Below are 24,561 nucleotides of genomic sequence, written 5' to 3'. Positions count from 1 at the left end.
TCAGGCGGCGAGCGATTCCGAGCGCGCGTCCACGATCACGCGATTGCGACCTTCGCGCTTGGCACGGTAGAGCGAGGCGTCGGCGGCCTTGATCAGGGTCGAGCCGTCGCGCTCCATGCTGTCCTCCCACGATGCGATGCCGAAGGACATCGTCAGCGATCCCAGCGCGCGGCCGCCCTGATGGACGATCAGTTCGCTGATCGACTGGCGGACGGCATCCACCCGCGCGGCGAGCGTGACCGCCGAGGTGCCCGGCGCGATGATCGTGAATTCCTCGCCGCCAAAGCGGCAGACCACGTCGCCGTCGCGGAAGCGACTGCGCATCTCGGTCGCCACTGCCTGCAGTACGGCGTCGCCGGCATCGTGGCCGAACTCGTCATTGAAGCGCTTGAAGTGGTCGACGTCGCACATGACGAGGCTGAGCGGGCTGCCCGAGCGCGAGGCACGGGCGATTTCCAGCGCCAGCGTTTCTTCCATGTAGCGCCGGTTGAACAGGCTTGTGAGCGGATCGCGGATGGTCTGCTCGCGCAGGCCCCGCTGGAGGCGATGGTTGACGAGGGCGGAGGCGATGTTTTCGGTCAGCACCGTCAGGCGGAAGCGGTTCTCGGTCCCGACCACGCCCTTGAGGTAGAGCACGCCGATGACCTCGCCGCCTGCCAGCAGCGGTTCGCAGTGGTAATGGTCGGTCTGGGTGCCGACGTGGGCGCAGACGATGTCGGAATCGGGTTCGACGACGAAGTGGCTCTGGCCCCGGCGCAGCGCCCAGCACTGATCGGGCGCGAAGCCCGAGGAGGCCACGTCCAAGCCGCCCCACGCGGCGATCGGCACCAGCAGGTTGCGCGAATTGTTGTGGGCATAGAGTGCGCCGGGGATCTCGGGAAGCACGCGCGGCACGAAGACGCGGATGATCGATGCCAGTTCGTCGTCCGTGCGTGCCGCCTGCATGCGATGGGCCATCCCTCCCAGCAATTCGATCACCTCGCCGCGTTCGCGCAGGACTTCGGTGTTGCGGCTGAGTTCGGCATTGGCGATGTGGAGCCGATCCTGGCTCTCGTGCTGGTCGGCGACGGCCTCTTCCAGTTCCTCGGCCATGGCATTGTAGCCGTTCGCGAGCCGCTCGAATTCGCTCGATTCCATGTGCACATCGATGCGTGCGCTGCGATCGCCGGAACCAAGCTGGCCCATCACCGTCATCATCGCGTCGACCGGGCGGCGGATGCGCCGGATCAGCGTTGCAGCGGTGTAGGCTACGAACACCATCGTCAGCGGCACGCCGCCCAACACCAGCCAGGTGATGTAGCTCAGGCGCTTGTCTACCGCGTCGGTTCGCGTCGTCGACAAGGCGCGTTCCTCGTTGAGCAGGTCGCTCACGCGGGCATCGACAAGTTGCATTATGTAGCGTCCGCGTCCCGATGCTACTGCAGCCTGTGCACCGCTGAAATCGCCCGCGCGAGTCTGCTTGGCGATCTGTTCAAGCAAATCCGCGCGCTGGCCGATAAGGGCACGGATCTGAACGGCGCGGTCGTTCTGGGCGGGATTGTCCTGCGTAAGTACGACAAGCTCGCCCGCTGCCGCCCGCGCGGCGCCGACTTCCGCTTCAACGGTTTCGCCGAATTCCGGGTTGTGGGTCAGAGCGAAGCCACGCTCACCGGATTCGGCCTGCTGCAGATGCCCCATCGCCCGGTTCGCAGTCTTGAGAACCTGCGCAGAATGCGTAACCCACGCGAGGCTCGCGCGGGTCTGGGCAGACCCTTCGAGCAGCAACCCTGCGAGCAGCGCCAGCAACAGGCACAGCACGCTGCACAGGATGACGATGCGACGCGACAACGACCCGACCAAGGGAATCTCCGTATAAGCGGGAGATAGAGCCCTCGGTCATCTGTCGCCGCGTTGCAATCGAAATTACAAAACTGAAACGTGCCTTGAAGGCGACGGTACGCTGTCCTTCGATACGTCAGGCGATGGTCGGCACGATTCCGCCTTCGACGCGGATTGCCGCGCCGTTGGTGATGGCGCCAAGCGGGCTGGCGAGCAGTGCGACTTGCGCGGCGATCTCGTCGGCTTCGATCAGGCGGCGGATGAGCGACAAGGGGCGCATCTTGGCGAAGAATTCGGCCTCGCGCTCGGCTTCCGGTGCGTCCTTGTTGTCGACGACCGAGCGGATGAATTCGACGATGCCTTCCGATCGCGTGGGTCCGGGCATGACCGAGTTCACCGTCACGCCGGTGCCGCGCGTCTGTTCGGCAAGGCCGCGTGCGATCGCCAATTGTGCGGTCTTGGTCATGCCGTAGTGGATCATCTCGCCGGGGATCACGAGCGCGCTCTCGCTGGCGATGAAGATCACCCGGCCCCAGTCTTGCTCCAGCATCTTCGGGAAGTAATGGCGGGCAAGTCGCGCGCCGCTGACGACGTTGACCTCGAAGAAGTGGTGCCAGTCCGCGTCAGTGATTTTAGTGAAGGGCTTGGCTTCGTAGATGCCGAGGTTGTTGACGAGGATATCGACCTGCGGGACTGCAGCGATCAGGGTTTCGGCGCCTGCGGCGGTCGCGGGGTCGGCCAGCACGGCGCGAACTTTGCCGCCGTTTGCCGCCGCCGCGCCAACCTTGGCGGCGGCTTCGTCGAGCTTTGCCTGATTGCGGCCGGAGATGACGACGTCCACGCCCTCGGCGGCGAGACGCTCGGCAATGGCGAGACCTATTCCGGCGGTCGAGCCGGTGACGAGGGCGGACTTGCCGATGAGTTTGAGATCCATGACGGGATGTTCCTTGCTGATGTGCCCGGAAATCTAGGTGGTCGCATCATTGATGCATAGTGAGGCATCCGGCATATCAGAAGTGAATCAAAATCACGGATCATGCCATGGACAACCGCTTCGGTGAAATGCAGATATTCCTTGCGGTCGCGCAGGGTGGCAGTTTCGCCAGCGCGGCCAAGGCGCTGCGCCTGACGCCCTCGGCGGTCAGCCGCGCCATGGCGCGGCTCGAGGGACGGTTGGGCGTGCAACTGGTCTCACGCACTACGCGCGCCCTGGCGCTGACGGCGGAGGGTGAAGTCTATCGCGCCCGGGTGGCAGGGCTCGTGGCGGAAATCGACGAGGTCGAGCGGGGCTTCGGCTCGGCGGAAGAGGCCCCGCGCGGGCCGCTGCGCATCAATGCCTCGGTGCCGTTCGGGACGCAGTGCCTGCTGTCGATCCTTCCCTGTTTCCAGCGGGCTTATCCTGGGGTGACGGTCAACCTGGCGCTGTCAGATACGCTGGTCGATCTTGTCGAGGACAGGGCTGACCTCGCCATTCGCATCGGCCCCTTGCGTGACACCGGGCTCAAGGCGAAGAAACTGGGGCGCAGCACGATGGCGCTGGTTGCCAGCCCGGACTATTTGCGCAGGCACGGCGAACCGGCACACCCGCGCGAACTGGCCGGACATGCCTGCCTGCAATTCAGTTTCCGACGTTCCATCGACACCTGGCCGTTCCAGGTCGATGGAGCGATCGTACAACGACCGATCGAGGCGGCGTTCCTCGGCAACTCGGGGGAAGTGGTGCGCCTGATGGCGGTCGCCGGCGGCGGCATCGCACGGCTGGGACGGTTTCATGTGGCCGCCGATCTTGCGGCGGGGAGGCTGGTCGAGATACTCGGCCCCTTCAATCCGGGCGACCATGAGGACATTCATGCCCTCTACGTCGGCCATCGGCGACTGGCATCCCGCATCCGCGCTTTCCTCGATTTCCTCGACGCACGACTGGTGCTGCCCGGAGGCGGCTAACGAGAGGGACGCCGGGTACGCCAGTTGAGCGTGGCGACGGTCAGCGCGGCGCCCAGGCTCAGTTCGCCGCACCAGACGATCGTGCCCATGGCCGGACCGAGCAGCGCGGCGTCGATGGCCCAGCCGATGCCGAGCAGAACCCACCCTGCCATACGGGTAGAGCGCGTCCGTACATGAGTGAGCGTCCGACCGAGGAGGTCGCGCTGGTGCCGCTTCATGCTGGCGGCGAGCGCGAGGAAGCCGACGACGATCACGGTGGCGGGAAGAATATGCATCATGCGCTCGTCGCCCGCCGGGCCGCACCGCGTGGTTTGGCACCGGCCTTTGCCTTTGCCCGGAGTTGAGCGCTTCTTACCGCGGCAATGAAGAACCCGGCTGCGAGGGCGAGCATCACCAGGTCGAAGGCCACGAAAGTCCAATCCGCCGCCAGCATGCTCGGAAGCAGCCCGCGCGACGTCGTCAGGGCATTGACCAGCGGGACGGCGGCGAAGCAGGCACCGGCAATAGCCATGGCCTCCGTCCATGCGCGTCGGGCGGGACGCAGGATGCCCCATAACCCGATTCCGAGCCAGGCGAGGAAAAGGCTGTCGATCTCGCGCTCGGCGCGGTCGGCCATTTCCAGCGGGAGCAGGCGATTGGCAAGGAAATAGACCGCGATGCCGGTCGCCAGCCCGGCAATGGCGGCGATGTTCAGGCGCTCTACGATGCGGAAGCCGAGGTGCGGTCGCAAGGGATCGGGGAGGCGGGCGCGCCGCTTGACTGTCCACAACACGAGGCCGCTGCCTACCATCACCGTGCCGCCGAGCCCGCTCAGGAAGTAGAGCCAGCGCAGGCCCCATTCGGCGAAACGGCCGGTGTGCAGGCCGATCATCACGCTCTCCGTTGCGAGGGCGGCGCCGGAGGCGCGGTGCATGTCGAGGGGGTGGCCGGTAGCGCCTTCGAATGCGGCGGTCTGGCCGCGTGCGCCGAAGGCGGCTTCGGGCGCGCGGCTTATCTCGATCCGGGCGGCCGCGTCGTTGGGGTTTGCGATGCTGATGTAGCCGACCCGCTCGCCGTGCCACCGGGCGGAAGCACTGTGCACGAGCGGTGCAAGATCGGCCAATGGTGCGTGCCTCCCGCTGGCCACAGCTTCGGTGGTACGGCCGAACAGCGCCTCTGAGAATGCGGCCCGGTCGGCATAATTGGCGGCGATGCCCCAAGGCATGTACATGGACGCCAGCGTCACCAGCCCGGTGAAAGTGATCATGAGGTGAAAGGGCAGGGCCAGTACGGCGGTGACGTTGTGTGCGTCCAGCCAGCTCCTCTGCCCTTTGCCGAAGCGCAGCATGAAGAAATCGGCGAAGATTTTCTTGTGCGTGATCACGCCCGAGAGGATGGCCACCAGCATGAACATCGCCGCGACGCCGACGAGATAGCGTGCCCATAGCACCGGCATGTAATGCAGGTCGAAGTGGAAGCGGTAGAGGAAGAAGCCACCGCGTGTCTCGCGCGAGGTGATGGCGTGACCGTCAGCATCGAGCAGCGCGCTGGTCTCGCTGCGCTTCGCCGGGCGTGCTCCGGAGGGTTGCCAATATACCTGTGCGGTAGCGCTACGGCTGTTGGGCAGCGAGATGTACCAGCTCTTCGCGTCGGGAGCGACAGCATTCAGGTAACGCATCGCCCCTTGTGCGGCGGTTGCAGGGTCTGCGTCGCCGGTTACCTCGGGCTGCATCCAGCGCGTGATCTCGTCCTGGAAATAGGCTGCGGTCCCGGTGGCGAACATCGCGAAGAGCAGCCATCCAAGGAGGAGCCCGCTCCAGGTGTGGAACAATGCCATCGACTGACGGAGGCTGTCCTTCATATCCGCGCTCCCGCCGAGAGGGAGAACCACAGGGCGACGCCGAGCACCAGTCCCGAGCCCGCAAGCCATAGCCAGAGCCTCACCACCGAACGCGCGCCGAAGGCGACGAGCGCCAGCACCGCGAACAGGGCGAACGAGATCAGCGTCGCCGCGACACTGGCGTTTGCAGGATCAACGCCCAAGCCGCGCCACAGCAGGCGTGCGATGCAGGCCGTCGCCGTCGACGTCAGGAGATAATTCGCGGGAATCGCTGCAATCAGCCGCGCCGAGACTTGACCGCGACCGATGATGCCATTGCGTGCGGTCATCGGGAACTACCAGCGATGCGAACTTTCACGAAACCCCCTATCGAAACGCAACGATGTTATTGCGACGCACTCGCAATTGTCGCTAGGCATTGGGCAGGGGATTGTCAACGCATCGGCGCATGCCTAATCGATGGCTCGCACCTCTATCGAGCAATCCGCAGAGCGGTGCCGGGGCACGGGGATGCGCAGCGAAAAGGCTTCGCCTTGCCACGTGCGTTTGACGATCCAGCTGTCGTCGTCTGCCTGCAGCGCATAAGTTCCGCAGGTAAACAGTTCCGGCCGCTCCCGCCGCTGGGTAAGGAGGATGCGGGTAAGTTCCAGCTTTCGTGCAGTGAGCGGAGAAACCTGGCCTGATGCGATCGCGTGCCAGTCTACCGGGCGGCGATTGTCGGGATCGGTCAGTGCGGATGTCGCCCCCTCGCTGCCCTGGTAGATGTCAGGAATGCCTGGCGCAGTCAGCTGAAGGGCGGTTTGCGCGAGTACGATAGTCTCGATCGCGGCTTCGAACTCGCCGCGCAAACGGTCGGGAAGCAAGTCGCTGGTCGCCAGTCCGCGATGGAGGGCGCGGCATAGCTGTGCGACTGCGGTCTCGGCAGCCGTATCGGGTGCTTCATGCCGCGACAGGTCCTTGCTTTCGCGCATGGCCTTCGCGACGTGGGCATCGATGCGCTCCGGCGCATCCGGCTCGGCGCGCAGCATCAGGGCGGTCTGGAGCGCATAGAGCGCCCATTGCTCCGATAGTGCCGCTTTCTTCGCGCGCTGCCGTGCATCGGCGTAGAGTTCTCGGGCAAGATCGGGGAAATAGCTCAGCGCGATGAGAACGGCACGCGCATCCGCAGAGCGCTTGGTGTCGTGCGTGGACAAGGCATCCAGCGCGAGCGGCGTCCGATCCGCCCGCATCGCCATGACGGTGGCAAACTCGGCATCGTCGATGACACCGAGATCCGGTTCGGCGCCCACTTCGCACAGCGGCAGGAAGGCGACGCTGCGGAAGAATACCGTGTCTTCCTCGGACTTCGCCGTCAGCGCCCCGGTCAGCTGTTCGAACCGAACGGCAAAGGCGCGTGCGTGCGGATCGTCGGGCGCACGCAGCAGGCCGATCAGGCTTGCGACCGTCGTGTTTTCGGTCAACCCGTCGATGGCCTGCGTGATCGCGGGAGAGAGCGGGGCCAGATCGGCCGCGTAAGAGCGATAGACTGGCCACACCGTCGCCAGTCGGCCGACCGCTTCGGACACCTGTGAGCGCGCCGCCTCGTCAAGCGCAAGCGCGGTCAGCGCGGCTCCGGTCACACGGCGCAGTTCCGGCGTGAAAACCTGTTCGAGCAGTTCTTGACGGACCTTGCGGACCTCTCGCCCATAGTCCGGCGGAATGGCATCGATCGACGCTTCACGTATCGCTGCGAGGCCTTCGCAGCAGGTCAGCAGGCGGGTAAGCGGGGCCATGAATTCATAGCCGCTCATGCCTTCCACCGGCCACGCCGGAGGCAGGTCCTCCCCGGCCTTGACGATCTTCTCGACCCAGATCGGCGTGTCGCCGACGGCATCGCGCAATCGCTGGAGATAGGCGCCGGGCCGGGCCAGCCCGTCCACGTGATCGACACGCAACCCCTGGATGCGTCCCGCTTCGACCTGCTCGATGATCCAGCGGTGTGTCAGCGCGAAAACCTTGGGGTCCTCCTGTAGCACGCCGATAAGGTCGGTGATGTTGAAGAAGCGGCGATGGGTGATGCGGTCCGCGCTCGCCCTCCAGTCGCCGAGCGACCAGTGCTGCTCGGCGAGGAGAGTGGCCAGCGTCGGCGCGTCGAGCGTGCGCGTCACCCCGCACGAATAGCGGGAGAGGTCTGTCGGACGCAGCGGATATTCGCGATCGTAGACCCGCAGGCGTGGATCGGCGCTGTCCCCCGCCGGGGCGAGATGGCCTTGCGCGAGCAGATCTTCGAGGGTGCCGTCGAGCACCGGGAAGTGCAGCGGTCCGGCGTCCCAGTCGATGTCGAAGATGGCGGCATGGGCACTATCGCGGCCATGGCGCAGCACGTCGGCCAGCCACGGGTTCTCGGGCGTGAACGCCATATGGTTCGGCACGATATCGACGACGATGCCGATCCCGGCCCGTTGTGCCGCTTCGCTCAGGCGCAGGAATGCCGCCTCCCCGCCCAGCACCGGATCGATCCGCGTGGGATCGATCACGTCGTAGCCGTGGGTCGATCCAGAGGCGGCCTGAAAGGGTGGGGAAAGATAGAGGTGGCCGATGCCCAGCGTGGCGACCCACGGCAGCAGTTCGCGCGCCTTGTCGAGGTCTACGCCGTCCCGAAGCTGGAGGCGATAGGTGGCGACGAGGGGAATGGCCTGGGACATCGGTATCACTCCGGTGAGACTGCCGCCGACAGCGCGAAAGGGCTCGACGCATCGTCAAGCAACAGGATCGGGCTGCGATGGGGGAGGAAGGACGTGCGGTCCGTGCCCAGGGCGGCACGGATGTGCAGCGCACCGGGGGTGAAGGACCATTGCGCGTCGACAAGTGGCCCATCCCGTCGGACGGTGGCAGTTGGCTGCCCGTTCCGGGCGATCAGCGGCGTCACATGAGCCCGGCGCAGGCCGAGCAGTTCTCGCACGAAGTCTTCGTGGTCATGCTGTTCCTGCCGGACAGGGCGGCCGATCCTGGAGGTCATGAAAGTGCGCGCCGCAACCGGGTCGGGTACTTCGCCACCGAAGCTGCTGAAGCGGGCGAATTCCTGGGCGCGGCCTTTGCGGACAGCTTCGGCAAGGTCGCCTTCGAAGTCGACGAAGAACTGGAATGGTGCATCGGTGAGGAACTCGTCGCCCATGAACAGCATCGGCGTGAAGGGAACGAGGAAGGTGAGAGCGGTGGCGATGCGGTAGGCGTGCGGGTTGGCCACGAGTTGATGGAGGCGCTCGCCGCGGGCGCGGTTGCCGACCTGGTCGTGGTTGCCCAGGAAGTTGACGAATGCGGTGCGGGGCAAATCGCCGGAGGGTTCGCCGCGCGGCTCGTCGTCGCCGTTCTCGCGCGGCTGGCCCTGCTCGACGTAGCCGTCCGCAAGGGCGATGGCGATGTCCTGCAGCGGATCGACGGCAAAGGGCGCGTAATAGCTTTCATCCTCCCCGGTCAGCAGACAGTGAAGCGCGTGGTGCCAGTCGTCGTTCCAGCTGCCGTCGTAGGGTGCATCGACGGCGAAGTAGCGGGCCAGGTTGCGCTCGTCCTCGGTAACGAGGTGGATCGGCCGGTCCCTTTCGGTAGCGCGGATGCGCTGTCCCAGTTCGTCGAGGAAATGGAGGGGTGAATGATCCTCTATGGCGTGGACGGCATCGAGGCGCAGGCCGTCGAGGTGGTATGCGTCCAGCCAGTGCAGCGCATTGGCGATGAAGAATTCGCGTACTGCCGGGGTCTCGAAGGCGATCCCGGCGCCCCATGGCGAGGCGCGCTCGGGATGGAAGAACGAAGGGCACCACGCGCCGAGGTAGTTCCCCGAAGGCCCAAAGTGGTTGTAGACCACATCCAGCAGCACCGCGATGCCGAGGCCGTGGGCCGCATCGACGAGTGCGCGCATCTCGTCGGGCGTACCGTAGGCCGGGTGCGGGGCGAACGGCAGGACGCCGTCGTAGCCCCATCCGCGTGCGCCCTCGAACTGCGCGACCGGCATCAGCTCGATCATCGTCACGCCCAGTTCGGCCAGGCGTGGCAGTTCGGCGATGGTGGCGGCAAAGGTGCCTTCCTCGGTGAACGTGCCGATATGCAGTTCGTAGAGCACCGCTTCGTGCCACGGGCGCCCCTGCCACTCATGGCGCCATTCGTAAGCGGCCGGATCGACCAGTTTCGAGGGGCCATGCACGTCGGCGACCTGCGCGTGTGCCGCCGGGTCGGGGTAGGGCGTGCCCTCGAGAACCCAGCGATAGGGATCGCCTGCCGAGGCTTCGGTCTCGAACAGCCACCAGCCATGTCCGGCGGCTTTGGCGGGCATGGCTATCCCGCCGATCTCGACCCGCGCCTCCCTCACGTCGGGCGCCCATAGGCCGAAGCGCCAGAGGCCGTTTCCGAGTGGCCGCGCACCCCATTGAGCGGCCATCAGGCGGGGCGGAACAGGCAGAGGCTGGCAGGCGAGATCGCCGCGCCCTGGCTGTCCACCGCTTCCTCGGCGAACGGATCGTCGCGCGCGGTGTCCAGCACGCGCACCCAGTCTCCGTCGGGTAGCGTGAATTCGAGGCCGTCCCCTGCGTTGACCACCGTGAACAGCGGTCGCCCGCCGTCGAGGAAAACCTCGCGCGTGGAATAGTCGAGCAGCATTCCCAGTACGCGCAGGCCCGGCTGGTTCCAAAGTTCCTCGTCCATCGCGCGGCCGTCCGGCTGGAACCACGCGATCTCGACGCGCTCGTTGTCGCCGGTTTCGCCGAGCAGGAAATTCTCCTGGCACAGCACCGGGTACTGGCGGCGAAGGGCGATCATCCGCGAGCAGAAGTCGAGGAAGGCGTCGTCCTTCGCCTCCCAGTCCAGCCAGGCGAGGGCGTTGTCCTGGCAGTAGACGTTGTTGTTGCCCTGCTGGCTGTTGCCGATCTCGTCGCCCGAAAGCAGCATCGGCACGCCCTGGCTGACCATCAGCGTCGCCACCATGGCGCGTCGGCGGCGAGCGCGGGCGGCGTTGATGCCTTCGTCGTCGGTGGACCCTTCGGCGCCCATGTTGTCGGACAGGTTGTTGTCGTGGCCGTCGGCGCCGCCTTCGCCGTTGGCCTCGTTGTGGCGATCGTTGAACGAGACGGTGTCCCTCAGCGTGAAGCCGTCATGCGCGGCGAGGAAGTTGATCGAACTCGTCGCGCCGCGATCGGAGTGGTTGAACTGGACCGGCGAGCCGATCAGGCGCTGCGCGATGTCGCCCACCAGCCCCTCGTCGCCGCGCCAGAAGGCGCGCACGTCGTCGCGGAACTTGTCGTTCCATTCGCGGAACGGATGGGGGAAGCCGCCGACCTGGTAGCCGCCCATGCCGATGTCCCACGGCTCGGCGATCAGCTTGACGCCGGCCAGGATCGGGTCCTGCCTGATCGCGTCGAAGAAGCCGCCCTCGCGGTCGAAGCCGGTTTCCTCGCGGCCCAGCGTCGAGGCGAGGTCGAAGCGGAAGCCGTCGACGTGCATCACCTGCACCCAGTAGCGCAGCGAATCGAGCACCATGCGCATGACCATCGGATGCGCCACCGCCAGCGTGTTGCCGGTGCCGGTGTTGTCGAAGCTGAAGCGCGGGTTTTCCGGGCTCAGCATGTAGTAGGCGGCGTTGTCGAGACCGCGGAAGCACATCGTCGGCCCGCGTTCGGAACCCTCGGCGGTGTGGTTGTAGACCACGTCCATGATGACCTCGATCCCCGCCTTGTGGAACCGCTTCACCATGTCCTTGAACTGGCGGATGGCGCGCGGGGCAAGGTCGCCATTGCGTAAAAAGCGCGGTTCCGGCGCGAAGAAACCGAGGGTCTGGTAGCCCCAGTAGTTCGACAGGCCCTTGTCCAGCAGCATCCGGTCGTCGAGGAAGAACTGGCTGGGCAACAGTTCGATGGCGCTGACGCCCAGCTTCTGCAGGTGTTCGATGACCGGCTCGCTGGCCATGCCTTCATACGTGCCGCGAAGCGCCTCGGGCACTTCGGGGTGAGTCATCGTCAGGCCCCGCACATGGGCCTCGTAGATCACCGTCTCGGTCCAGGGGCGGGAGAGCGCCTTGTCGCCTTCCCAGTCGAAATCCGGGTCCTGCACCACGCTTTTCACCATGAAGGGCGCGGAATCGCGGGCGTCGAAAGTGGTGTCGTCGCCGCTCGCCAGATCGTAGCCCCACAAGGCGTCGTCCCACATCACCGCGCCGGAAACCTCGCGGGCGTAGGGGTCGAGCAGCAGCTTGTTGGGGTTGAAGCGGTGGCCGTTGGCGGGATCGTAGGGGCCATGCGCGCGCAGGCCGTAGAGCTGGCCGGGCCTGACGCCTGGCAGGTAGCCCGAGAACACCGAACCCTCCCGCGACGGCAGTTCGAGGCGGGCGGTTTCCTCCGCGCCGTCCTCGGAGAAAAGGCATAGCTCGATGGCTTCTGCATTCTCGGAGAAGACGCCGAAATGCGTGCCCTCGCCGGTGAACTCGGCGCCGAGTTCGTGGATCATCCGTTCGGGTCGGGAGAAGGAGAAATCTTCGGCTGCTGGCCCCTGTGACACGTGATGCCTCCTGAAAGATGCTGCATCCGCTAACACGCGGGAGGCCTGAGCGGTTCCGGGGGCGATTTCGGAGCCGTTTCACGGAGGGTCGCAGGGCGTCGGCCAGCGATAAGGTGACACCAGGTTTACACGGTTTACACGGTCCAGGAGGAAAAGGTGTCACCTTACCAATGGAGAGTGTCACCTTACCCGCGAAAAGTGTCACCTTGCAGCGTGCCGGTGTCACCTTGCGATGTGAACGTGTCACCTTGTCCCGTCGTCGGGATGCCTTGAGCGGTGGGTCAGGAAATGGTCCGGCCATGCCCGCAGGGTATCGCGGCGGCATCCCTGTAGGAAAGCGCGCTCCCTGCTACGCGAAGACCATCCAGCCCGCGGCGGCCCCGCTTGCGACCAGCGCGGGCGTCACCCAGGCGCCCCTGATCCTCCACGCTACTGCCAGCGCGACGGCGAAAATCGCGATACCCCCCGCCGGAACCGATACCCTGAGCCCGGTCGCATAAGCGAGGTGCAGGAAGGTCGCGGCGATGATGCCCACGACGGCGGCGGCAACGCCTTCCAGCACGCGGTGCAGCGCGGGGTTCTCGACGATCGCCTCCAGCCGCTCGAACAGCACCAGCGAGAAGGCGAAGGCAGGCAGGAACATGCCGGCGGTGATGGCGAGCGCTCCGCTCAGGCCGCCGGTCACGTAGCCCACGAACGTCACGAAGATCACCAGCGGGGCGGGCAGGACGCCTGCAAGCGCGATACCGTCGAGGAACGCGCCGTCCCCGATCCAGCCGCGCCCCACCGTATCCGAGCGGACATAGGGAATGGCGGTATAGGCCCCGCCGAAGGTCAGCAGCCCGCCCTTGAGCCCCGCCACGAACAGCGCGAATGTCGAGATCTGGGCGCCCGGACTACCCGGCAGGGCCTGCAGGCTGCCGCCGGGCGCGGCGAGCAGCTGGATCGCCGTCGCCACTCCCAGCACCGCCGCAAGGATTACGGCGGCGACCAGCGGGCGATGCGACAGGGCGTAGGCGAACCCGCCCGCCGCAAGCAGGATCCAGAACGGCACCCCCACCAGCGTCAGGACAAGGCTTGCGGCCGCGATCACGGCGAGGAGCGCATCTTCGACGATGTGCTGCCCGATCCGCACCACGGCGCGCAGGATGATGGCCAGCACGGCGATCTGCACGCCCAGCAGGGCACCTGCCAGCGTCAGGTCGCCGGCCACCCACGTGACATAGGCCCAGCCTGCGGCGAGCATCAGCACCAGCCCCGGCAGCATGAAGCCGAGCCCGGCCAGGAACCCGCCTATCCGTCCGCGTGCGATCATGCCGAGGTGGACGCACAGCTCATGCGCTTCCGGTCCCGGCAGCACCTGCAGCACCGCGAGAAGGCGATTGAAGCGGCCCTTGTCGATCCAGCGCTCTTCCTCGACCAGCGCCTGACGCAACATGGCGATCTGCGCGACCGGGCCGCCGAAGGCGAGCGCGCCGAACCGCAGGAACTTGAGGAACAGCGCGGTCAGCGAGAGGGTGGGCGGTGCGATGGTGATGGAGGCGGTTTCGGTCGTCATGCAAGTGCTCCGCAGGCCGCAGGTACGGCTGATGGAGCGGACTTGGACGTTGCCGTCTGAACGGGCGTCCGCGCGTGCCCGTTGGTGGGATTTCAGCGCAATGGTGGGGGGAAGTCAAGGCGAACGATGAAGACGCATCCTCCCTGTCGCGCAGCGATGGGGAGGTGGCAGTCGCGCAGCGACTGACGGAGGGGACCTTCTCCCCTCCACCACCGCCTGCGGCGGCGGTCCCCCGCCCCATTGCTTCGCAACAGGGAGGATGTTCGAAACGAAAACGGCCCGCCCTTTCGGGCAGGCCGCTCTCGCATCACGGTAGCCGCCGATCAGCCGACGAACGCGCGCTCGATCACGAAGTCGGCGGGCTTGTTGTTCGATCCTTCGACGAAGCCCAGACCTTCGAGCATCGCGGCGATGTCCTTGTTCATCGCCATCGAGCCGCACAGCATCACGCGGTCGGTCGCCGGGTCCATGCGGGCCTCGCCCTTCAGACCCTCGAACAGGCGGCCGTTCTCGATCAGCACGTTGATGCGGCCGGTGGTGTGGAATTCTTCCCGCGTGACGGTCGGCACGTAGGTCAGCTGCACCAGCGCCTGGTCCTCGACCAGCGGGTCGCCGGCCAGCTGGCTCTCCAGCTCCTGGCGGAAGGCGAGGTCGGCGACGCGGCGGACCGAGTGGACGATCACGACCTGCTCGAACATCTCGTAGACGTCCGGATCGCGGATCAGCGAGAGGAACGGCGCGAGGCCGGTGCCCGAGCCGAACAGGAACAGGCGCTTGCCCGGCGTCAGCGCGTCGGTGACGAGCGTGCCCACCGGCTTGCGGCCGAGGTAGATCTGGTCGCCCGGCTGGATCAGCTGCAGCTTGGAGGTCAGCGGGCCGTCCTCGACCTTGATCGAGAGGAACTCGATCTCCTCGGCCCACGAGGGGCTGGCGATCGAATAGGCGCGCAGCAGCGGCTTTCCGTTGTCGCCCTGCAGGCCGATCATGATGAATTCGCCCGAGCGGAAGCGGAACGAGGCCGGGCGCGTGATCTTGAAGCTGAAGAGGTGCTCGTTCCAGTGATGGACCGAAAGCACCGTTTCCACGGTCAGCGCACCAGTGGGTTCCAGAACGGTCGCAGGAGCCGCCGAATTGTCCAGGGTGGCGGCTTCTGCCTTGCTATCGTTCATCAACGTCAGTCCTTGGTTCATCGAATGGGTCACGCGGGCGGGTTTATCAGTGCAATGCCGAAGCCGGCGATGGTCATCGCGGCGCTTGCGCGGCTCATGGCCTGGGCGACCGCGGCGACCGTGTCGCATGGCACGACATGCGCGAGAGTCGCGCGCACGTTTTCGCGGCGGCCTATACCGACATCGCGCCAAAGTGCAAGGAGCAACGCCTCATGTTCGCAGATGCGGTGGCAGCCCATCGGCGCGACCATGATCCTTTCGGATGCCCGGCGGCTGACGAGCGCCATCGCCATGTGGAAGTCCGGCAGGACGGCTGCGGCGTTGTATCCGGCAAAGGCGCGCGCCAGCGACTGCGCCGGGCAATTGCCCTTGGATGCCGAATGCGCCCATCCGCGCATGGCCCAGAGCAGGAACCGACCGTCGTTGTCGAGTTCGGTGACCGGCCGGTCTAGGAAGTCGTACATGCGCGTGCCTCAAAATATGCTATTGCGAATTATTCGCATATCTTGTGCATCGCGCGGCGCGATGCGTCAACCCGGTGTCGCCGTACGACGAGGTGGCGCGGGGGCAGGGTGACCCGAAGCGAGGGGTGAGTGGCGCCTCTTGCCGCAATGCAACAAAATGCCCTACCGCGGTTTGACGGGGGCAAGTCGACGCACCAACAGCCAAGAGTTCATGAACCCAGACCGCCGCACCGTTCTTTCCGGTATCATCGCCAGCGCCATCGCATCGGGCTTCTCGTTCAGGGCTCTCGCCGCCGAAGAGGTGACGCGGGTGGACGATCTCATCAAGAAGATGACGATCGAGGAGAAGGCCGGGCAGATGACCTGCCTTGCCGACGCCTTCCGTCCCTTCAACCCGCCCAATCCGGCGGCGGGTATCCAGGACGTGAAGAAGCTCTCGGACGAAATCCGCAAGGGCCGCGTCGGCTGCCTGTTCAACGGTATCGGCGTGGCGGGCGCGCGCAAGGCGCAGGAGATCGCGGTCAACGACAGTCGCCTCGGCATTCCGCTGCTGCTGGCGGGCGACGTGATCCATGGGCTCAAGACGATCTTCCCGGTGCCGCTGGCAGAGGCGTCCAGCTTCGATCCGGTGCTGGCGCAGCGCACCGCGCGCGCCATGGCGCTGGAGGCGACGGCGGCGGGCCTGCACCTGACTTTCGCGCCGATGGCCGATGTCGCGCGTGACCAGCGCTGGGGCCGCGTGGTCGAGGGCTCCGGAGAAGACGTGACGCTGACCGCGCTGCTCTCCGCCGCGCGGGTGCGCGGATTCCAGGGGCGCGACTTGCGGCGCGACGACTCGTTGCTCGCCTGCCCCAAGCACTTCGCCGCCTACGGCGCAGTGGCGGGCGGACTGGAGTACGGCAGCGTCGATATCAGCGACGAGACGCTGCGCGAGACGCACCTGCCACCTTTCGGCTCCGCCTTCGCGGCGGGCGCGCTGACGACGATGGCGGCCTTCAGCGAGATCAACGGCGTGCCCGCGACCGCCGACCGCACCCTGCTCACCGATATCCTGCGCGGCGAGATGGGCTTCACCGGCTTCGTCTTCTCGGACTACACCGCCGATGAGGAACTGGTCGCCCACGGTTACGCCGAGGACGACCGCGACGCCGCGCGGCTGGCAGTGCTGGCGGGTGTCGACATGTCGATGCAGAGCGGCCTCTACATCCGCTACCTTGCTGACCTCGTGAAGAGCGGCGCGGTGCCTATGGGTACTGTGGACGTGGCGGTGCGGCGCATCCTCTACGTCAAGATGGCGATGGGCCTGTTCGACAACCCCTGGCGCTCGCTCGACGAGGCGGCGGAGAAATCACGCATCGGCGCGCCCGTTCACCGCGAACTCGCGCGTGAGGCGGGCGCGCGCTCCATCGTACTGCTGCAGAACGACGGGGTGCTGCCGCTCGACAAGGGCAGGAAGCAGAAGATCGCGCTGATTGGTCCGTTCGGCGATGACAAGGCGAACCTCTACGGCCCCTGGGCTTTCTACGGCGATCCCGACAAGGGCGTGGACGTGGCCAGCGGGCTGCGCGCGGCGATGGACGATCCGGACCAGCTGACCGTCGTGCCCGGCTGCGCGATTCACGGCCCCACCGACGGCGGGATCGAGGCGGCGGTCAAGGCGGCGAAGGCGGCCGACGTGGTGATCCTCGCGCTCGGGGAATCGCAGGACATGTCGGGCGAGGCGCAGTCGCGCACCGTGATCGAGATCCCGCCCGCCCAGCAGGCGCTCGCCGATGCGGTGGCGGCGGTGAAGAAGCCGACCGTCGTGCTGCTTCGTCACGGCCGTGCGCTGGCGATCCATGACGGGGTGGCGAACGCCAATGCCGTGCTGGCGACGTGGTTCCTCGGCTCCGAGGCGGGCAATGCGATCGCCGACGTGGTGTTCGGCAAGGTCGATCCCTCGGGCAAGCTGCCGGTCAGCTTCCCCTGGGAGTCGGGGCAGGAGCCGTTCTTCTACGATCGCAAGTCCACCGGCCGCCCGACCGTCCCCAACGGGAGCACCGAGTACAAGGCCCGCTACGCCACCACCGACAACAGCGCCCGCTACCCCTTCGGCCATGGCCTGAGCTACACCCGCTTCACGCTGGACAAGCTGCAGGTGTCCGACCCGGCTCTGCGCTGGGACAGCAGCGTTACGATCACCGCGCGCCTGACCAACAGCGGCAAGCGGCGCGGCAGCGAGATCGTGCAGCTCTACACCCGCGACCGCGTGGCCTCCCGCACCCGCCCGATCCGCGAGTTCAAGAAGATGGAGCGCGTGACGCTGGAGCCGGGCGAAAGCCGCACCGTGCGCTTCACCCTGTCGCGCACCGACCTCGAATTCGTCGGCGCGGGCAACCGGCGGCTGGCGGAGCCGGGCGCGTTCGACGTCTGGGTGGGCCAGTCCTCCGAGGACGGTCTGCACACGCAGATCACGCTCTACGCGGCACCCCCGGCAAGCGCCTGACCCGCGACCCAAAGTACATTCGTCATTGCGAGCAATGACGATTTGATGGAGATGCCTTGCCGCTCGGCGGCTAGCTTATCCGGCTGATGTTCGCATAATTCGAACATATCATAGCGTTTAATCCCACTATTTCGGAACCCTGATCGGGCGCATCTGGAGGGCGTCAGGACGACACGCCCGTCGTCACCCGATTGCCCCCGATCACTCAGGAGTTCCGCCATGACCGTCACCACCATCGACACGACCCCCGCCGCTCCCGCAGCCAGCGCCAACACCCTCGAAGCGTGGCTGCCGCTCGTCGGCCGCGTTCTCATCGCCGCGATCTTCATCCTCAGCGGCCTGTCCAAGATCGCCGACCCCGCCGGTTCGATGGCCTACATCGCCTCTGTCGGCCTGCCGCTTCCCGCGGTGGCATTGGCAGGCGCTATCATCGTCGAGTTGGTCGGCGGCGCGCTGCTGATCTCCGGCTACAAGGTCCGTGCCGTGGCCAGCGTGATCGCGCTGTTCAGCCTCGCCACCGCCGTGTTCTTCCACAACAACCTGGCCGACCAGAACCAGTTCATCCACTTCTTCAAGAACATCGCGATCGCCGGTGGCCTGCTGCAGATCGTCGCCTTCGGCAAGGCCCGCGCCTGAACGCTTACCCCCTGATTACGCTACCGGAAGGGGCGGGCCGAAAGGCTCGCCCCTTTTCGCATGACCGCCTCATAAACGCAGACTAAATCTGTCGTCGTTATATTCTTGACGCTTTAACGCAGACATAGTAACTCCGCGTTCATGGCCCACATCACCACCAGCGTCGAATATGGAATCCACGGCCTGCTCTGGCTGGTCGAGGAAGGCCGCGCCCTCAGCAGCCGGGAGATCGCCGAGATTCAGGGCATCTCCCCCAGCTTCGTCGCGAAGATCTTCCCCAAGCTGGAGAAAGCCGGGATCGTCGCTGCCAGCGAAGGCGTGCGCGGCGGTTACCGCCTCGCGCGGCCGGCAGGCGAGATCACCTTCCTCCAGATCATCGACGCGATCGAAGGCGACAAGCCGCTGTTCGATTGCCAGGAGGTGCGCGGCCGCTGCGCCCTGTTCGGCGGCAATGCTCCCGGCTGGGCAACCGCCGGAACCTGCGCTGTCCACGCCGTCATGCTCCAGGCCGAGAAGGCGATGCGCGATGCGCTTGCCGCGCAGACCCTGGGCGACGTGGCGAGCCGCTTCGGCCGCAAGGCGCCCGAGACATTCTTCAGCGATTTCCGCGACTGGGCGGGCGATCGTCAGACCACCCGCACCGCGCGCATCGGCCGTCCCCGGCGGGACGGTCCTTCATGACCTGAGCCTTTCTCACCCGCATTCCTGAACACCTTTCTCGGCGTCCTGCCGGACGCACCGGGAAAGCGCCGACTTGCGCGCTGCCTTCGCAGATTTCGCGCTTGTCGGGACGATGAACCGCGTCCGGCGCACAAGAGGAGAAGATCGATGAGCAAGCAGACCATCCTGATTGCCGGCACCGGTTTCGCCGGAGTCTGGGCCGCCCTGTCGGCAACCCGCGCCATTGCGCTTGCAGGGCGGGAGGAGGACGTGGAAGTCGTCGTCGTCTCGCCGAGCCCGACCATGGTGATCCGTCCGCGCCTTTATGAAGCGGTGCTGGAGAACATGGACCCCGACGTCTCGGCCCTGCTCGCGGCGGTCGGCGCGCGGTACGTGGCCGGTCTGGTCGAGACGATCGGCGCGGATACCCAGCAGGCCACGATCCTGCGCGGCGACGGCGGGCGAGAGACAGTTCCCTGGGACCGCTTCGTGCTGGCGACCGGCAGCCGCCTCTCGACCCCGCCGATCCCGGGCATCGCGGATCACGCCTTCAATGTCGATCAACTGGACTCGGCGCAGCGACTGGACGCGCACCTCGGGCAGCTTGCCACCCGCACCGACGAGGCACGCGGCACGGCGGTCGTGGTGGGCGGCGGCTTCACCGGCCTCGAAGGTGCGGCGGAGATGCCCGAACGGCTGCGCACCATTCTGGGCGAGGATGCGCCGATCCGCGTTGTCATTGTCGACCCGGCCGAACAGATCGCCGCCGAGATGGGCGCCGATGCGGCCGTGGTCGTGCGCGGCGCCCTTGACGAACTGGGCGTCGAGCAGCGCCCCGGCGTGCGGGTGACGGCAGTGGACGCAGGCGGCGTCACGCTATCGGATGGATCGCGGATCGATGCGGCGACCGTCGTGTGGTCGGCCGGGATGCGCGCCCACCCGCTGACGGACCAGGTGCCAGGAGAGCGGGACGCCACCGGCCGGGTGCTGGGCGACGCCTTCCTCCGTGCGCCGGAGGCCAAGGGCATCTTCGTCACCGGAGACACCGTGAAGGCGGCGACTGACGACATCGGCAACTTCACGGTCATGTCCTGCCAGCACGCACTCAGCCTCGGCCGGGTGGCAGGCCACAATGCCGCTGCGGAACTGGTGGGGCAGGACCTTCACCCCTACAGCCAGCCCAAGTACGTGACCTGCCTCGATCTCGGCGCATGGGGTGCACTCTATACGGAAGGCTGGGACCGGCAGGTCCACCTGACCCGCGCCGAAGGCAAGCAGCTGAAGCAGGAGATCAACGGCGTGTGGATCTACCCGCCCGCGCCGGATCGGGAGGCGGCCTTCGCGATCTCCAACCCGGACTTCGTGATCGTGCCCTGACGCGAAAAGGCCCGGTCGTCTCCGACCGGGCCTTTGTCGTGTGTGATTGCCGAGGGCTCACCACTTCGGCGTCGCATCCCCATCGGTCATGCCGATCGGCGCGATGGTGCCGTCGGCGTTGTAGTGGATCTCCTCGAGGGCCACGACCCGCTCGCCCTGGAACGGCTCGGCGCCCGCCGAGCGGTCCCAGCGGTGGTAGACGATGAACCACCGTCCGTCCTTGCGCTGGACGAAGCTGTGGTGGCCCGGTCCCTGGTGCGTGGCGTCGCTGGTCAGGATGGTCCCGCGATAGCTCCACGGCCCCACCGGCGAGGACGCGGTGGCGTAATGCACCGAATAGCTCGACCCGTTGAACTTCCCGTGGCTGTACGAGAGATAATAAGTGCCGTCCCGCTCGTGCATGAAGGCCCCTTCGGTGAAGTGGGGCGGCTGCTCCACCTTCACCTCGCGGCGGATCGAGGTCATGTCGCGTTTCAGCTCGAACACCCGCAGCGTCGAGCCCGCACTGCCACCGGCATAGAGGTAGGGCTTCTTCGATTTCGGATCGACGAAGACCATCGGGTCGATCGCCTCGAACCCGTTGCCGCCGGTCAGCAGCGGCTTGCCCGCGTCACGGTATGGTCCTTCGGGCTTGTTCGCGACGGCTACGCCGATGCGGCTGGGCGTCGGGTTCTGGGGGCCGACCGAGTAGTAGAGATACCACTTGCCGTTGCCCTGCGCGACGCCGGGCGCCCACAGGAAATGCTCCTTCGCCCCGTCGTCGCCGATCCACCTGATCTCATCGCGCCGGATCAGGGTGCCCCGGCTTTTCCAGTCCCTGAGGTCGGTGGTCGAGAACGCGCCGAAGCGGTCGGCGGCCCAGCTTCCGCCGGGGCCGCCCGTGGGGAACACCCATAGCTCGTCGCCGATGATCACGGCATGGGGGTCGGCGCCCTCGAACTGCGGGTTGTCCGCAAGCACGGGAGCGCCGAGGCCGAATGCGGCCGTCGCCGCGAGAAGCACCTTGCCCCGCATCAGAAGCGCGCCCTGAAGCCGACCGAGTAGATGCTGTCATCCGTGCGCGTGTCGCGGATGAAATAGTCCTCGTTGATGTAGCTGCGATAGCGCGAGCGCAGCACGTTGGTCCCGTCCACCGTGAAGGTAAGGCCGGGCGACACGTCGTAGGCCAGGCTGAAGTCGAGGCGGCCGTTGGGGCGCACGTAGTTCAGCCAGACCGGCTCGCCCACCGGCCGCACGTCGCCCGAGCCCGTGCGGTTCTCGTCGAAGTACTTCGAGCGGTAGGTGTAGACCACGCGGGCGGAGATGCCGTTGCGGTCGTAGAGGAGCCCGGCGTTGAAGTTGTACTTCGACACGCCCTGCAGGGTGTAGCCCGCCAGCGGATCGTTGCCGCCGATCTCGCTGTCGGCGATGGTGAAGTTGCCGAACACGCCGAAGCCCGCAAGATCGCCCGGCAGGAAGTCGAAGAAGGTCTGGCCACTGACTTCCAGGCCCTTGAGCTTCGCCTGCCCGACGTTGCGCGGGCGCGAGATGTTGTAGACGACGCCGTCGATGGTCTCGGCCGCGACGTCGTTGACCACGCGGTTCTTGATGTCGCGGTAATAGCCGCCGATCGCGATGTAGCCCGAGCTCCAGTAGTACTCGAGCGTCGCGTCGAAGCTGTCCGACATCTGCGGCTTGAGATCGGGGTTGCCGCCCGAGCCGCCATTGCGGATGTTGGGATTGGTCGAGACGATATAGTTCAGCCCCGGGTTGAGCGAGCCGAACGAAGGCCGCGCGATCGTCTTGGCATACGTCATGCGGGCCTGCAGGCCACCGCCGAACTGCAGGCGGGCGCTGGCGTTGGGCAGCCAGTCGTCGTCGCTGGTATTGGACCTTGTGAGCACGGGCGTTCCATCGACCACGCCGGTACCGCTGATCATGCGATCGGTGCGGGTATAGCGAACGCCGACCTTGCCATCGAGGGTCATCGCGCCGAGCGGGATCTCGTAACCGCCCTGGACATAGGCCGCGTAAGTCTTCTCGTTGGCCTCGAAACGGCGGGTCGGGTCGAACGCCGGCTGGCCATCCGGCGCGCCGAAGAACGCGCGCAGGCGCTCCTGGCCCTCATCGGAAAGCAGGTAGCCGCGGTTCGGCACCGCGAAGTGCGCGCCGTTGTTGATTTGCGGGATCCCCGGTGCCCAGACGAAGAAGTCGTCCGGCACGCCCGCCGCCGTCACCGGCGTGTTGCCCGAACCGCCCGGAGGCGCAATGGACAGTTGCACCTGCTGGAACAGCGTGCCGCGATCCGCATAGCGGCCGCCGAACTCGATGGTCTTGAGGAAGGTGTCGGTCTCATAGGATCCGTCCAGCTTGACCGCGAAGAGGTCGCCCTTCGAACGGGTGTACTCCTGATAGAGCCCGTTCACGAAAGTGTAGCCGTCGGCAAAGCCCATCGCATTGCCCGGCGAGACGATGCTGGCGGTGTTGTCCGGGTTGTCGAAATCGACGATGACCTGGTCGACCTTCTTGCCGGTATCGACGATGAACGTCTCGTTGCGGACCAGCGATTTCTGATACGAGAGGTCGAGGTTCAGCTTCAGGCGGTCGCCATCGTACTTGGTGCCGCCCGCGAAGAGGAAGCTGTCGGTCTTCTGGTTCTTCGCCTGCATCGAGGTGAAGGCGCTGACGTTGTTGAACGTGCCGCCCGTCAGGTTGCACAGTTCCTGCTGCGATGCGCTGCCGTTGAACCCGTCCGCGCCGAGATTGGCGGTGAAGCAGTTGCCGTCGGTCGTCACGCCGGTGACGCTGTCCGAGTTGAACAGCTGGTATTCGTAGAACGCCGTCGCGAACTTGCCGCGATAGGCGGAGTAGAGCCCATCGACGTAGACTTCCAGGTTCGGCGCCGCCTGCCACTGCAGCGAGGCGTTGACCTGCGGGCGCGAATAGCTGCCGTACTCGTTGAGGCCGCCGGTGGAGATCGGCACCGCCATGCCTTCGCCTTCACCGCCCAGCACGTTGCCCGCGCGACGCTCGGCGACGTAGTTGCTCGGACGGTTGAACTTGATGTCGTACCACGATGCGTTCACCAGCAGGCCGATCTCGCCGATCCCGGTGTCCCAACGGTCGGTCCACAGCGCGCTGACCTGCGGCCCCAGCTTCTCGGCGTTGGATGCGTAGTTCAGCTTGCCGCTGATCGCGATCGTCGGGTCCTTGTAGTCGAACGCTTTGTTGAGCTTGAGGTCGATCGTGCCTGCCACGCCGCCCTCGATGAGGTTCGCGGTGTTGGACTTGAACACGTCCACGCGCGAGAGCGCTTCGGCGGGCAGGTCCTGGAAGGCGAAGCCGCGGCTGTCGGAGGTGAAGATCTCGCGCCCGTCGAGCGTCGTCAGGATGTCGCCCAGACCGCGGATCAGCGGATTGACGATCTCGTTGTTGCCACCGACGGTCACCTGCACGCCGGGAACGCGCTGGAGCGCGGCGGCGGTCGTAGGGTCTGGGAACTTGCCGATGTCCTGCGCCACGATCGAATCGACGACCTGCGCGGCATCGCGCTTGATGTCGGCCGCGCGCGAAAGGCTGGCGCGGATGCCGGTCACGACGATCTCGTTGCCGCCTGCCTCGTTGTCGGGTGTCTCGCGGGTTTCCGGAGCCTGCTGCGCGGCGTCCTGCGCCGCTGCGGGATTGGCCGAGAAAGCCATGACGGACGCAGAGCCCATGAAGATGGTGAAAAGCCGTCGCACAAATCTACTCCCATAAGGTTTGTTGTCGTCTTGATCCGGGGACGCCCCGTCCGCCGGTAGCGCCCCCGCGTGAAGGCGGGTCTAGCCTCAGCTGATAACTCCTACAAGTTCCATTTATCTGATTTATCGCTCAATCCATGTGATTGAAGGTGCGATGGAAATGATCGGTACATGTTCGGCATAGGCGCCTCCTCCGTTCGTTCGTTCGATCCGGGCAGGGGGCGTCTATGGACATGTACGCAAGCCCGGGGGCGTTGTCGGCAAGCGCGGGAATGCCTGGCTGGTAGGAATGGGCGCGAGAGATTCATCGTCTCGAGCTGTTCAACGCCCGCCTGATCGGCGTTAAGGGTGGTTATGTGATTGCAAAATCGCGGAAAACTGGGGTTTTTGGGG

At 66.1% G+C, this 24,561-nt stretch carries 18 protein-coding genes; 5 read left to right on the top strand and 13 right to left on the bottom strand.

The features are described 5' to 3' along the window. A complete protein-coding gene (locus tag ACODRZ_RS20605) occupies nucleotides 1-1,839 on the bottom strand; it encodes a diguanylate cyclase (protein ID WP_488970168.1) in 1,839 nt (612 codons plus the stop codon). A 115-nt stretch (nucleotides 1,840-1,954) separates the two neighbouring features. Beyond that, complete coding sequence (locus ACODRZ_RS20600) at nucleotides 1,955-2,752, bottom strand: SDR family NAD(P)-dependent oxidoreductase (protein WP_488970169.1); 798 nt, start codon at nucleotides 2,750-2,752, stop codon at nucleotides 1,955-1,957. A 107-nt stretch (nucleotides 2,753-2,859) separates the two neighbouring features. Between ACODRZ_RS20600 and ACODRZ_RS20595 the strand changes: the two genes are divergently transcribed. After that, nucleotides 2,860-3,762 carry a LysR family transcriptional regulator gene (locus tag ACODRZ_RS20595; RefSeq protein WP_488970170.1) on the top strand — a complete coding sequence of 301 codons (903 nt, stop codon included), beginning with the start codon at nucleotides 2,860-2,862 and terminating at the stop codon, nucleotides 3,760-3,762. Here the strand turns inward: ACODRZ_RS20595 and ACODRZ_RS20590 are convergent. From ACODRZ_RS20590 to ACODRZ_RS20550, 9 genes are all read right to left on the bottom strand, one after another. Beyond that, a complete protein-coding gene (locus ACODRZ_RS20590; RefSeq protein WP_488970171.1) occupies nucleotides 3,759-4,040 on the bottom strand; it encodes a DUF3325 domain-containing protein in 282 nt (93 codons plus the stop codon). The two genes, ACODRZ_RS20595 and ACODRZ_RS20590, sit on opposite strands and share 4 nt — an antisense overlap. Beyond that, nucleotides 4,037-5,602: a PepSY-associated TM helix domain-containing protein gene (locus ACODRZ_RS20585; RefSeq protein WP_488970172.1), complete on the bottom strand. Its 1,566-nt coding sequence runs from the start codon at nucleotides 5,600-5,602 to the stop codon at nucleotides 4,037-4,039. Before ACODRZ_RS20585 ends, ACODRZ_RS20590 begins: the two co-directional genes overlap by 4 nt. After that, nucleotides 5,599-5,910: a hypothetical protein gene (locus tag ACODRZ_RS20580; RefSeq protein ID WP_488970173.1), complete on the bottom strand. Its 312-nt coding sequence runs from the start codon at nucleotides 5,908-5,910 to the stop codon at nucleotides 5,599-5,601. The genes ACODRZ_RS20585 and ACODRZ_RS20580 overlap by 4 nt, the downstream gene beginning before the upstream one ends. A 123-nt stretch (nucleotides 5,911-6,033) precedes the next feature. Continuing rightward, nucleotides 6,034-8,265 (bottom strand): malto-oligosyltrehalose synthase, encoded by a 2,232-nt coding sequence (gene treY / locus ACODRZ_RS20575; protein ID WP_488970174.1) that lies wholly within the window; start codon nucleotides 8,263-8,265, stop codon nucleotides 6,034-6,036. Nucleotides 8,266-8,270: 5 nt separating this feature from the next. Further along, nucleotides 8,271-9,992: a malto-oligosyltrehalose trehalohydrolase gene (gene treZ, locus ACODRZ_RS20570; RefSeq protein WP_488970175.1), complete on the bottom strand. Its 1,722-nt coding sequence runs from the start codon at nucleotides 9,990-9,992 to the stop codon at nucleotides 8,271-8,273. After that, nucleotides 9,992-12,100, bottom strand: coding sequence for a glycogen debranching protein GlgX (glgX, locus tag ACODRZ_RS20565; RefSeq protein WP_488970176.1), 2,109 nt, complete (start codon nucleotides 12,098-12,100; stop codon nucleotides 9,992-9,994). The genes treZ and glgX overlap by 1 nt, the downstream gene beginning before the upstream one ends. 349 nt (nucleotides 12,101-12,449) lie before the next feature. Then, nucleotides 12,450-13,658 carry a chromate efflux transporter gene (gene chrA / locus ACODRZ_RS20560; protein ID WP_488970177.1) on the bottom strand — a complete coding sequence of 403 codons (1,209 nt, stop codon included), beginning with the start codon at nucleotides 13,656-13,658 and terminating at the stop codon, nucleotides 12,450-12,452. A gap of 323 nt (nucleotides 13,659-13,981) precedes the next feature. Continuing rightward, on the bottom strand, nucleotides 13,982-14,827 hold the full coding sequence (locus tag ACODRZ_RS20555) for a ferredoxin--NADP reductase (protein WP_008829865.1): 846 nt from the start codon (nucleotides 14,825-14,827) through the stop codon (nucleotides 13,982-13,984). Between the two features lie 29 nt (nucleotides 14,828-14,856). Further along, nucleotides 14,857-15,291: a hypothetical protein gene (locus tag ACODRZ_RS20550; protein ID WP_036527129.1), complete on the bottom strand. Its 435-nt coding sequence runs from the start codon at nucleotides 15,289-15,291 to the stop codon at nucleotides 14,857-14,859. A 211-nt stretch (nucleotides 15,292-15,502) separates the two neighbouring features. On the opposite strand from ACODRZ_RS20550, the gene ACODRZ_RS20545 reads away from it, so the two are divergent. The 4 genes from ACODRZ_RS20545 to ACODRZ_RS20530 all read left to right on the top strand — a co-directional run bounded on the left by ACODRZ_RS20545 (nucleotide 15,503) and on the right by ACODRZ_RS20530 (nucleotide 20,449). Then, a complete protein-coding gene (locus ACODRZ_RS20545; RefSeq protein WP_488970178.1) occupies nucleotides 15,503-17,776 on the top strand; it encodes a glycoside hydrolase family 3 N-terminal domain-containing protein in 2,274 nt (757 codons plus the stop codon). Between the two features lie 219 nt (nucleotides 17,777-17,995). Then, the gene (locus ACODRZ_RS20540; protein WP_488970179.1) at nucleotides 17,996-18,412 is read left to right on the top strand and encodes a DoxX family protein; all 417 of its coding nucleotides are present in this window, start codon (nucleotides 17,996-17,998) and stop codon (nucleotides 18,410-18,412) included. Between the two features lie 141 nt (nucleotides 18,413-18,553). Next, nucleotides 18,554-19,093, top strand: a complete 540-nt coding sequence (locus ACODRZ_RS20535; protein ID WP_488970180.1) for an RrF2 family transcriptional regulator — start codon at nucleotides 18,554-18,556, stop codon at nucleotides 19,091-19,093. Between the two features lie 147 nt (nucleotides 19,094-19,240). Further along, a complete protein-coding gene (locus ACODRZ_RS20530) occupies nucleotides 19,241-20,449 on the top strand; it encodes an NAD(P)/FAD-dependent oxidoreductase (RefSeq protein WP_488970181.1) in 1,209 nt (402 codons plus the stop codon). A gap of 57 nt (nucleotides 20,450-20,506) precedes the next feature. Here the strand turns inward: ACODRZ_RS20530 and ACODRZ_RS20525 are convergent, their stop codons facing one another. Together ACODRZ_RS20525 and ACODRZ_RS20520 are read right to left on the bottom strand one after the other, a co-directional pair. After that, entirely contained in the window at nucleotides 20,507-21,463 is a 957-nt protein-coding gene (locus ACODRZ_RS20525) for a family 43 glycosylhydrolase (protein ID WP_488970182.1), read from the bottom strand. Then, complete coding sequence (locus tag ACODRZ_RS20520) at nucleotides 21,463-24,168, bottom strand: TonB-dependent receptor (protein ID WP_488970183.1); 2,706 nt, start codon at nucleotides 24,166-24,168, stop codon at nucleotides 21,463-21,465. The genes ACODRZ_RS20525 and ACODRZ_RS20520 overlap by 1 nt, the downstream gene beginning before the upstream one ends. Nucleotides 24,169-24,561: the final 393 nt, after the last annotated feature.

Source organism: Novosphingobium sp. FG90, from assembly GCF_057808725.1.
This window is presented reverse-complemented; position numbering and strand designations above follow the sequence as displayed.

Coding starts and splice junctions, on each gene's coding strand:
- treZ (WP_488970175.1), bottom strand. CDS start 9,992: ATGGCCGCTCAATGGGGTGCGCGGCCACTCGGAAACGGCCTCTGGCGC.
- ACODRZ_RS20530 (WP_488970181.1), top strand. CDS start 19,241: ATGAGCAAGCAGACCATCCTGATTGCCGGCACCGGTTTCGCCGGAGTC.
- ACODRZ_RS20555 (WP_008829865.1), bottom strand. CDS start 14,827: ATGAACGATAGCAAGGCAGAAGCCGCCACCCTGGACAATTCGGCGGCT.
- ACODRZ_RS20585 (WP_488970172.1), bottom strand. CDS start 5,602: ATGAAGGACAGCCTCCGTCAGTCGATGGCATTGTTCCACACCTGGAGC.
- ACODRZ_RS20600 (WP_488970169.1), bottom strand. CDS start 2,752: ATGGATCTCAAACTCATCGGCAAGTCCGCCCTCGTCACCGGCTCGACC.
- treY (WP_488970174.1), bottom strand. CDS start 8,265: ATGTCCCAGGCCATTCCCCTCGTCGCCACCTATCGCCTCCAGCTTCGG.
- ACODRZ_RS20595 (WP_488970170.1), top strand. CDS start 2,860: ATGGACAACCGCTTCGGTGAAATGCAGATATTCCTTGCGGTCGCGCAG.
- ACODRZ_RS20535 (WP_488970180.1), top strand. CDS start 18,554: ATGGCCCACATCACCACCAGCGTCGAATATGGAATCCACGGCCTGCTC.
- ACODRZ_RS20580 (WP_488970173.1), bottom strand. CDS start 5,910: ATGACCGCACGCAATGGCATCATCGGTCGCGGTCAAGTCTCGGCGCGG.
- ACODRZ_RS20545 (WP_488970178.1), top strand. CDS start 15,503: ATGAACCCAGACCGCCGCACCGTTCTTTCCGGTATCATCGCCAGCGCC.
- ACODRZ_RS20590 (WP_488970171.1), bottom strand. CDS start 4,040: ATGATGCATATTCTTCCCGCCACCGTGATCGTCGTCGGCTTCCTCGCG.
- ACODRZ_RS20525 (WP_488970182.1), bottom strand. CDS start 21,463: ATGCGGGGCAAGGTGCTTCTCGCGGCGACGGCCGCATTCGGCCTCGGC.
- ACODRZ_RS20550 (WP_036527129.1), bottom strand. CDS start 15,291: ATGTACGACTTCCTAGACCGGCCGGTCACCGAACTCGACAACGACGGT.
- chrA (WP_488970177.1), bottom strand. CDS start 13,658: ATGACGACCGAAACCGCCTCCATCACCATCGCACCGCCCACCCTCTCG.
- ACODRZ_RS20540 (WP_488970179.1), top strand. CDS start 17,996: ATGACCGTCACCACCATCGACACGACCCCCGCCGCTCCCGCAGCCAGC.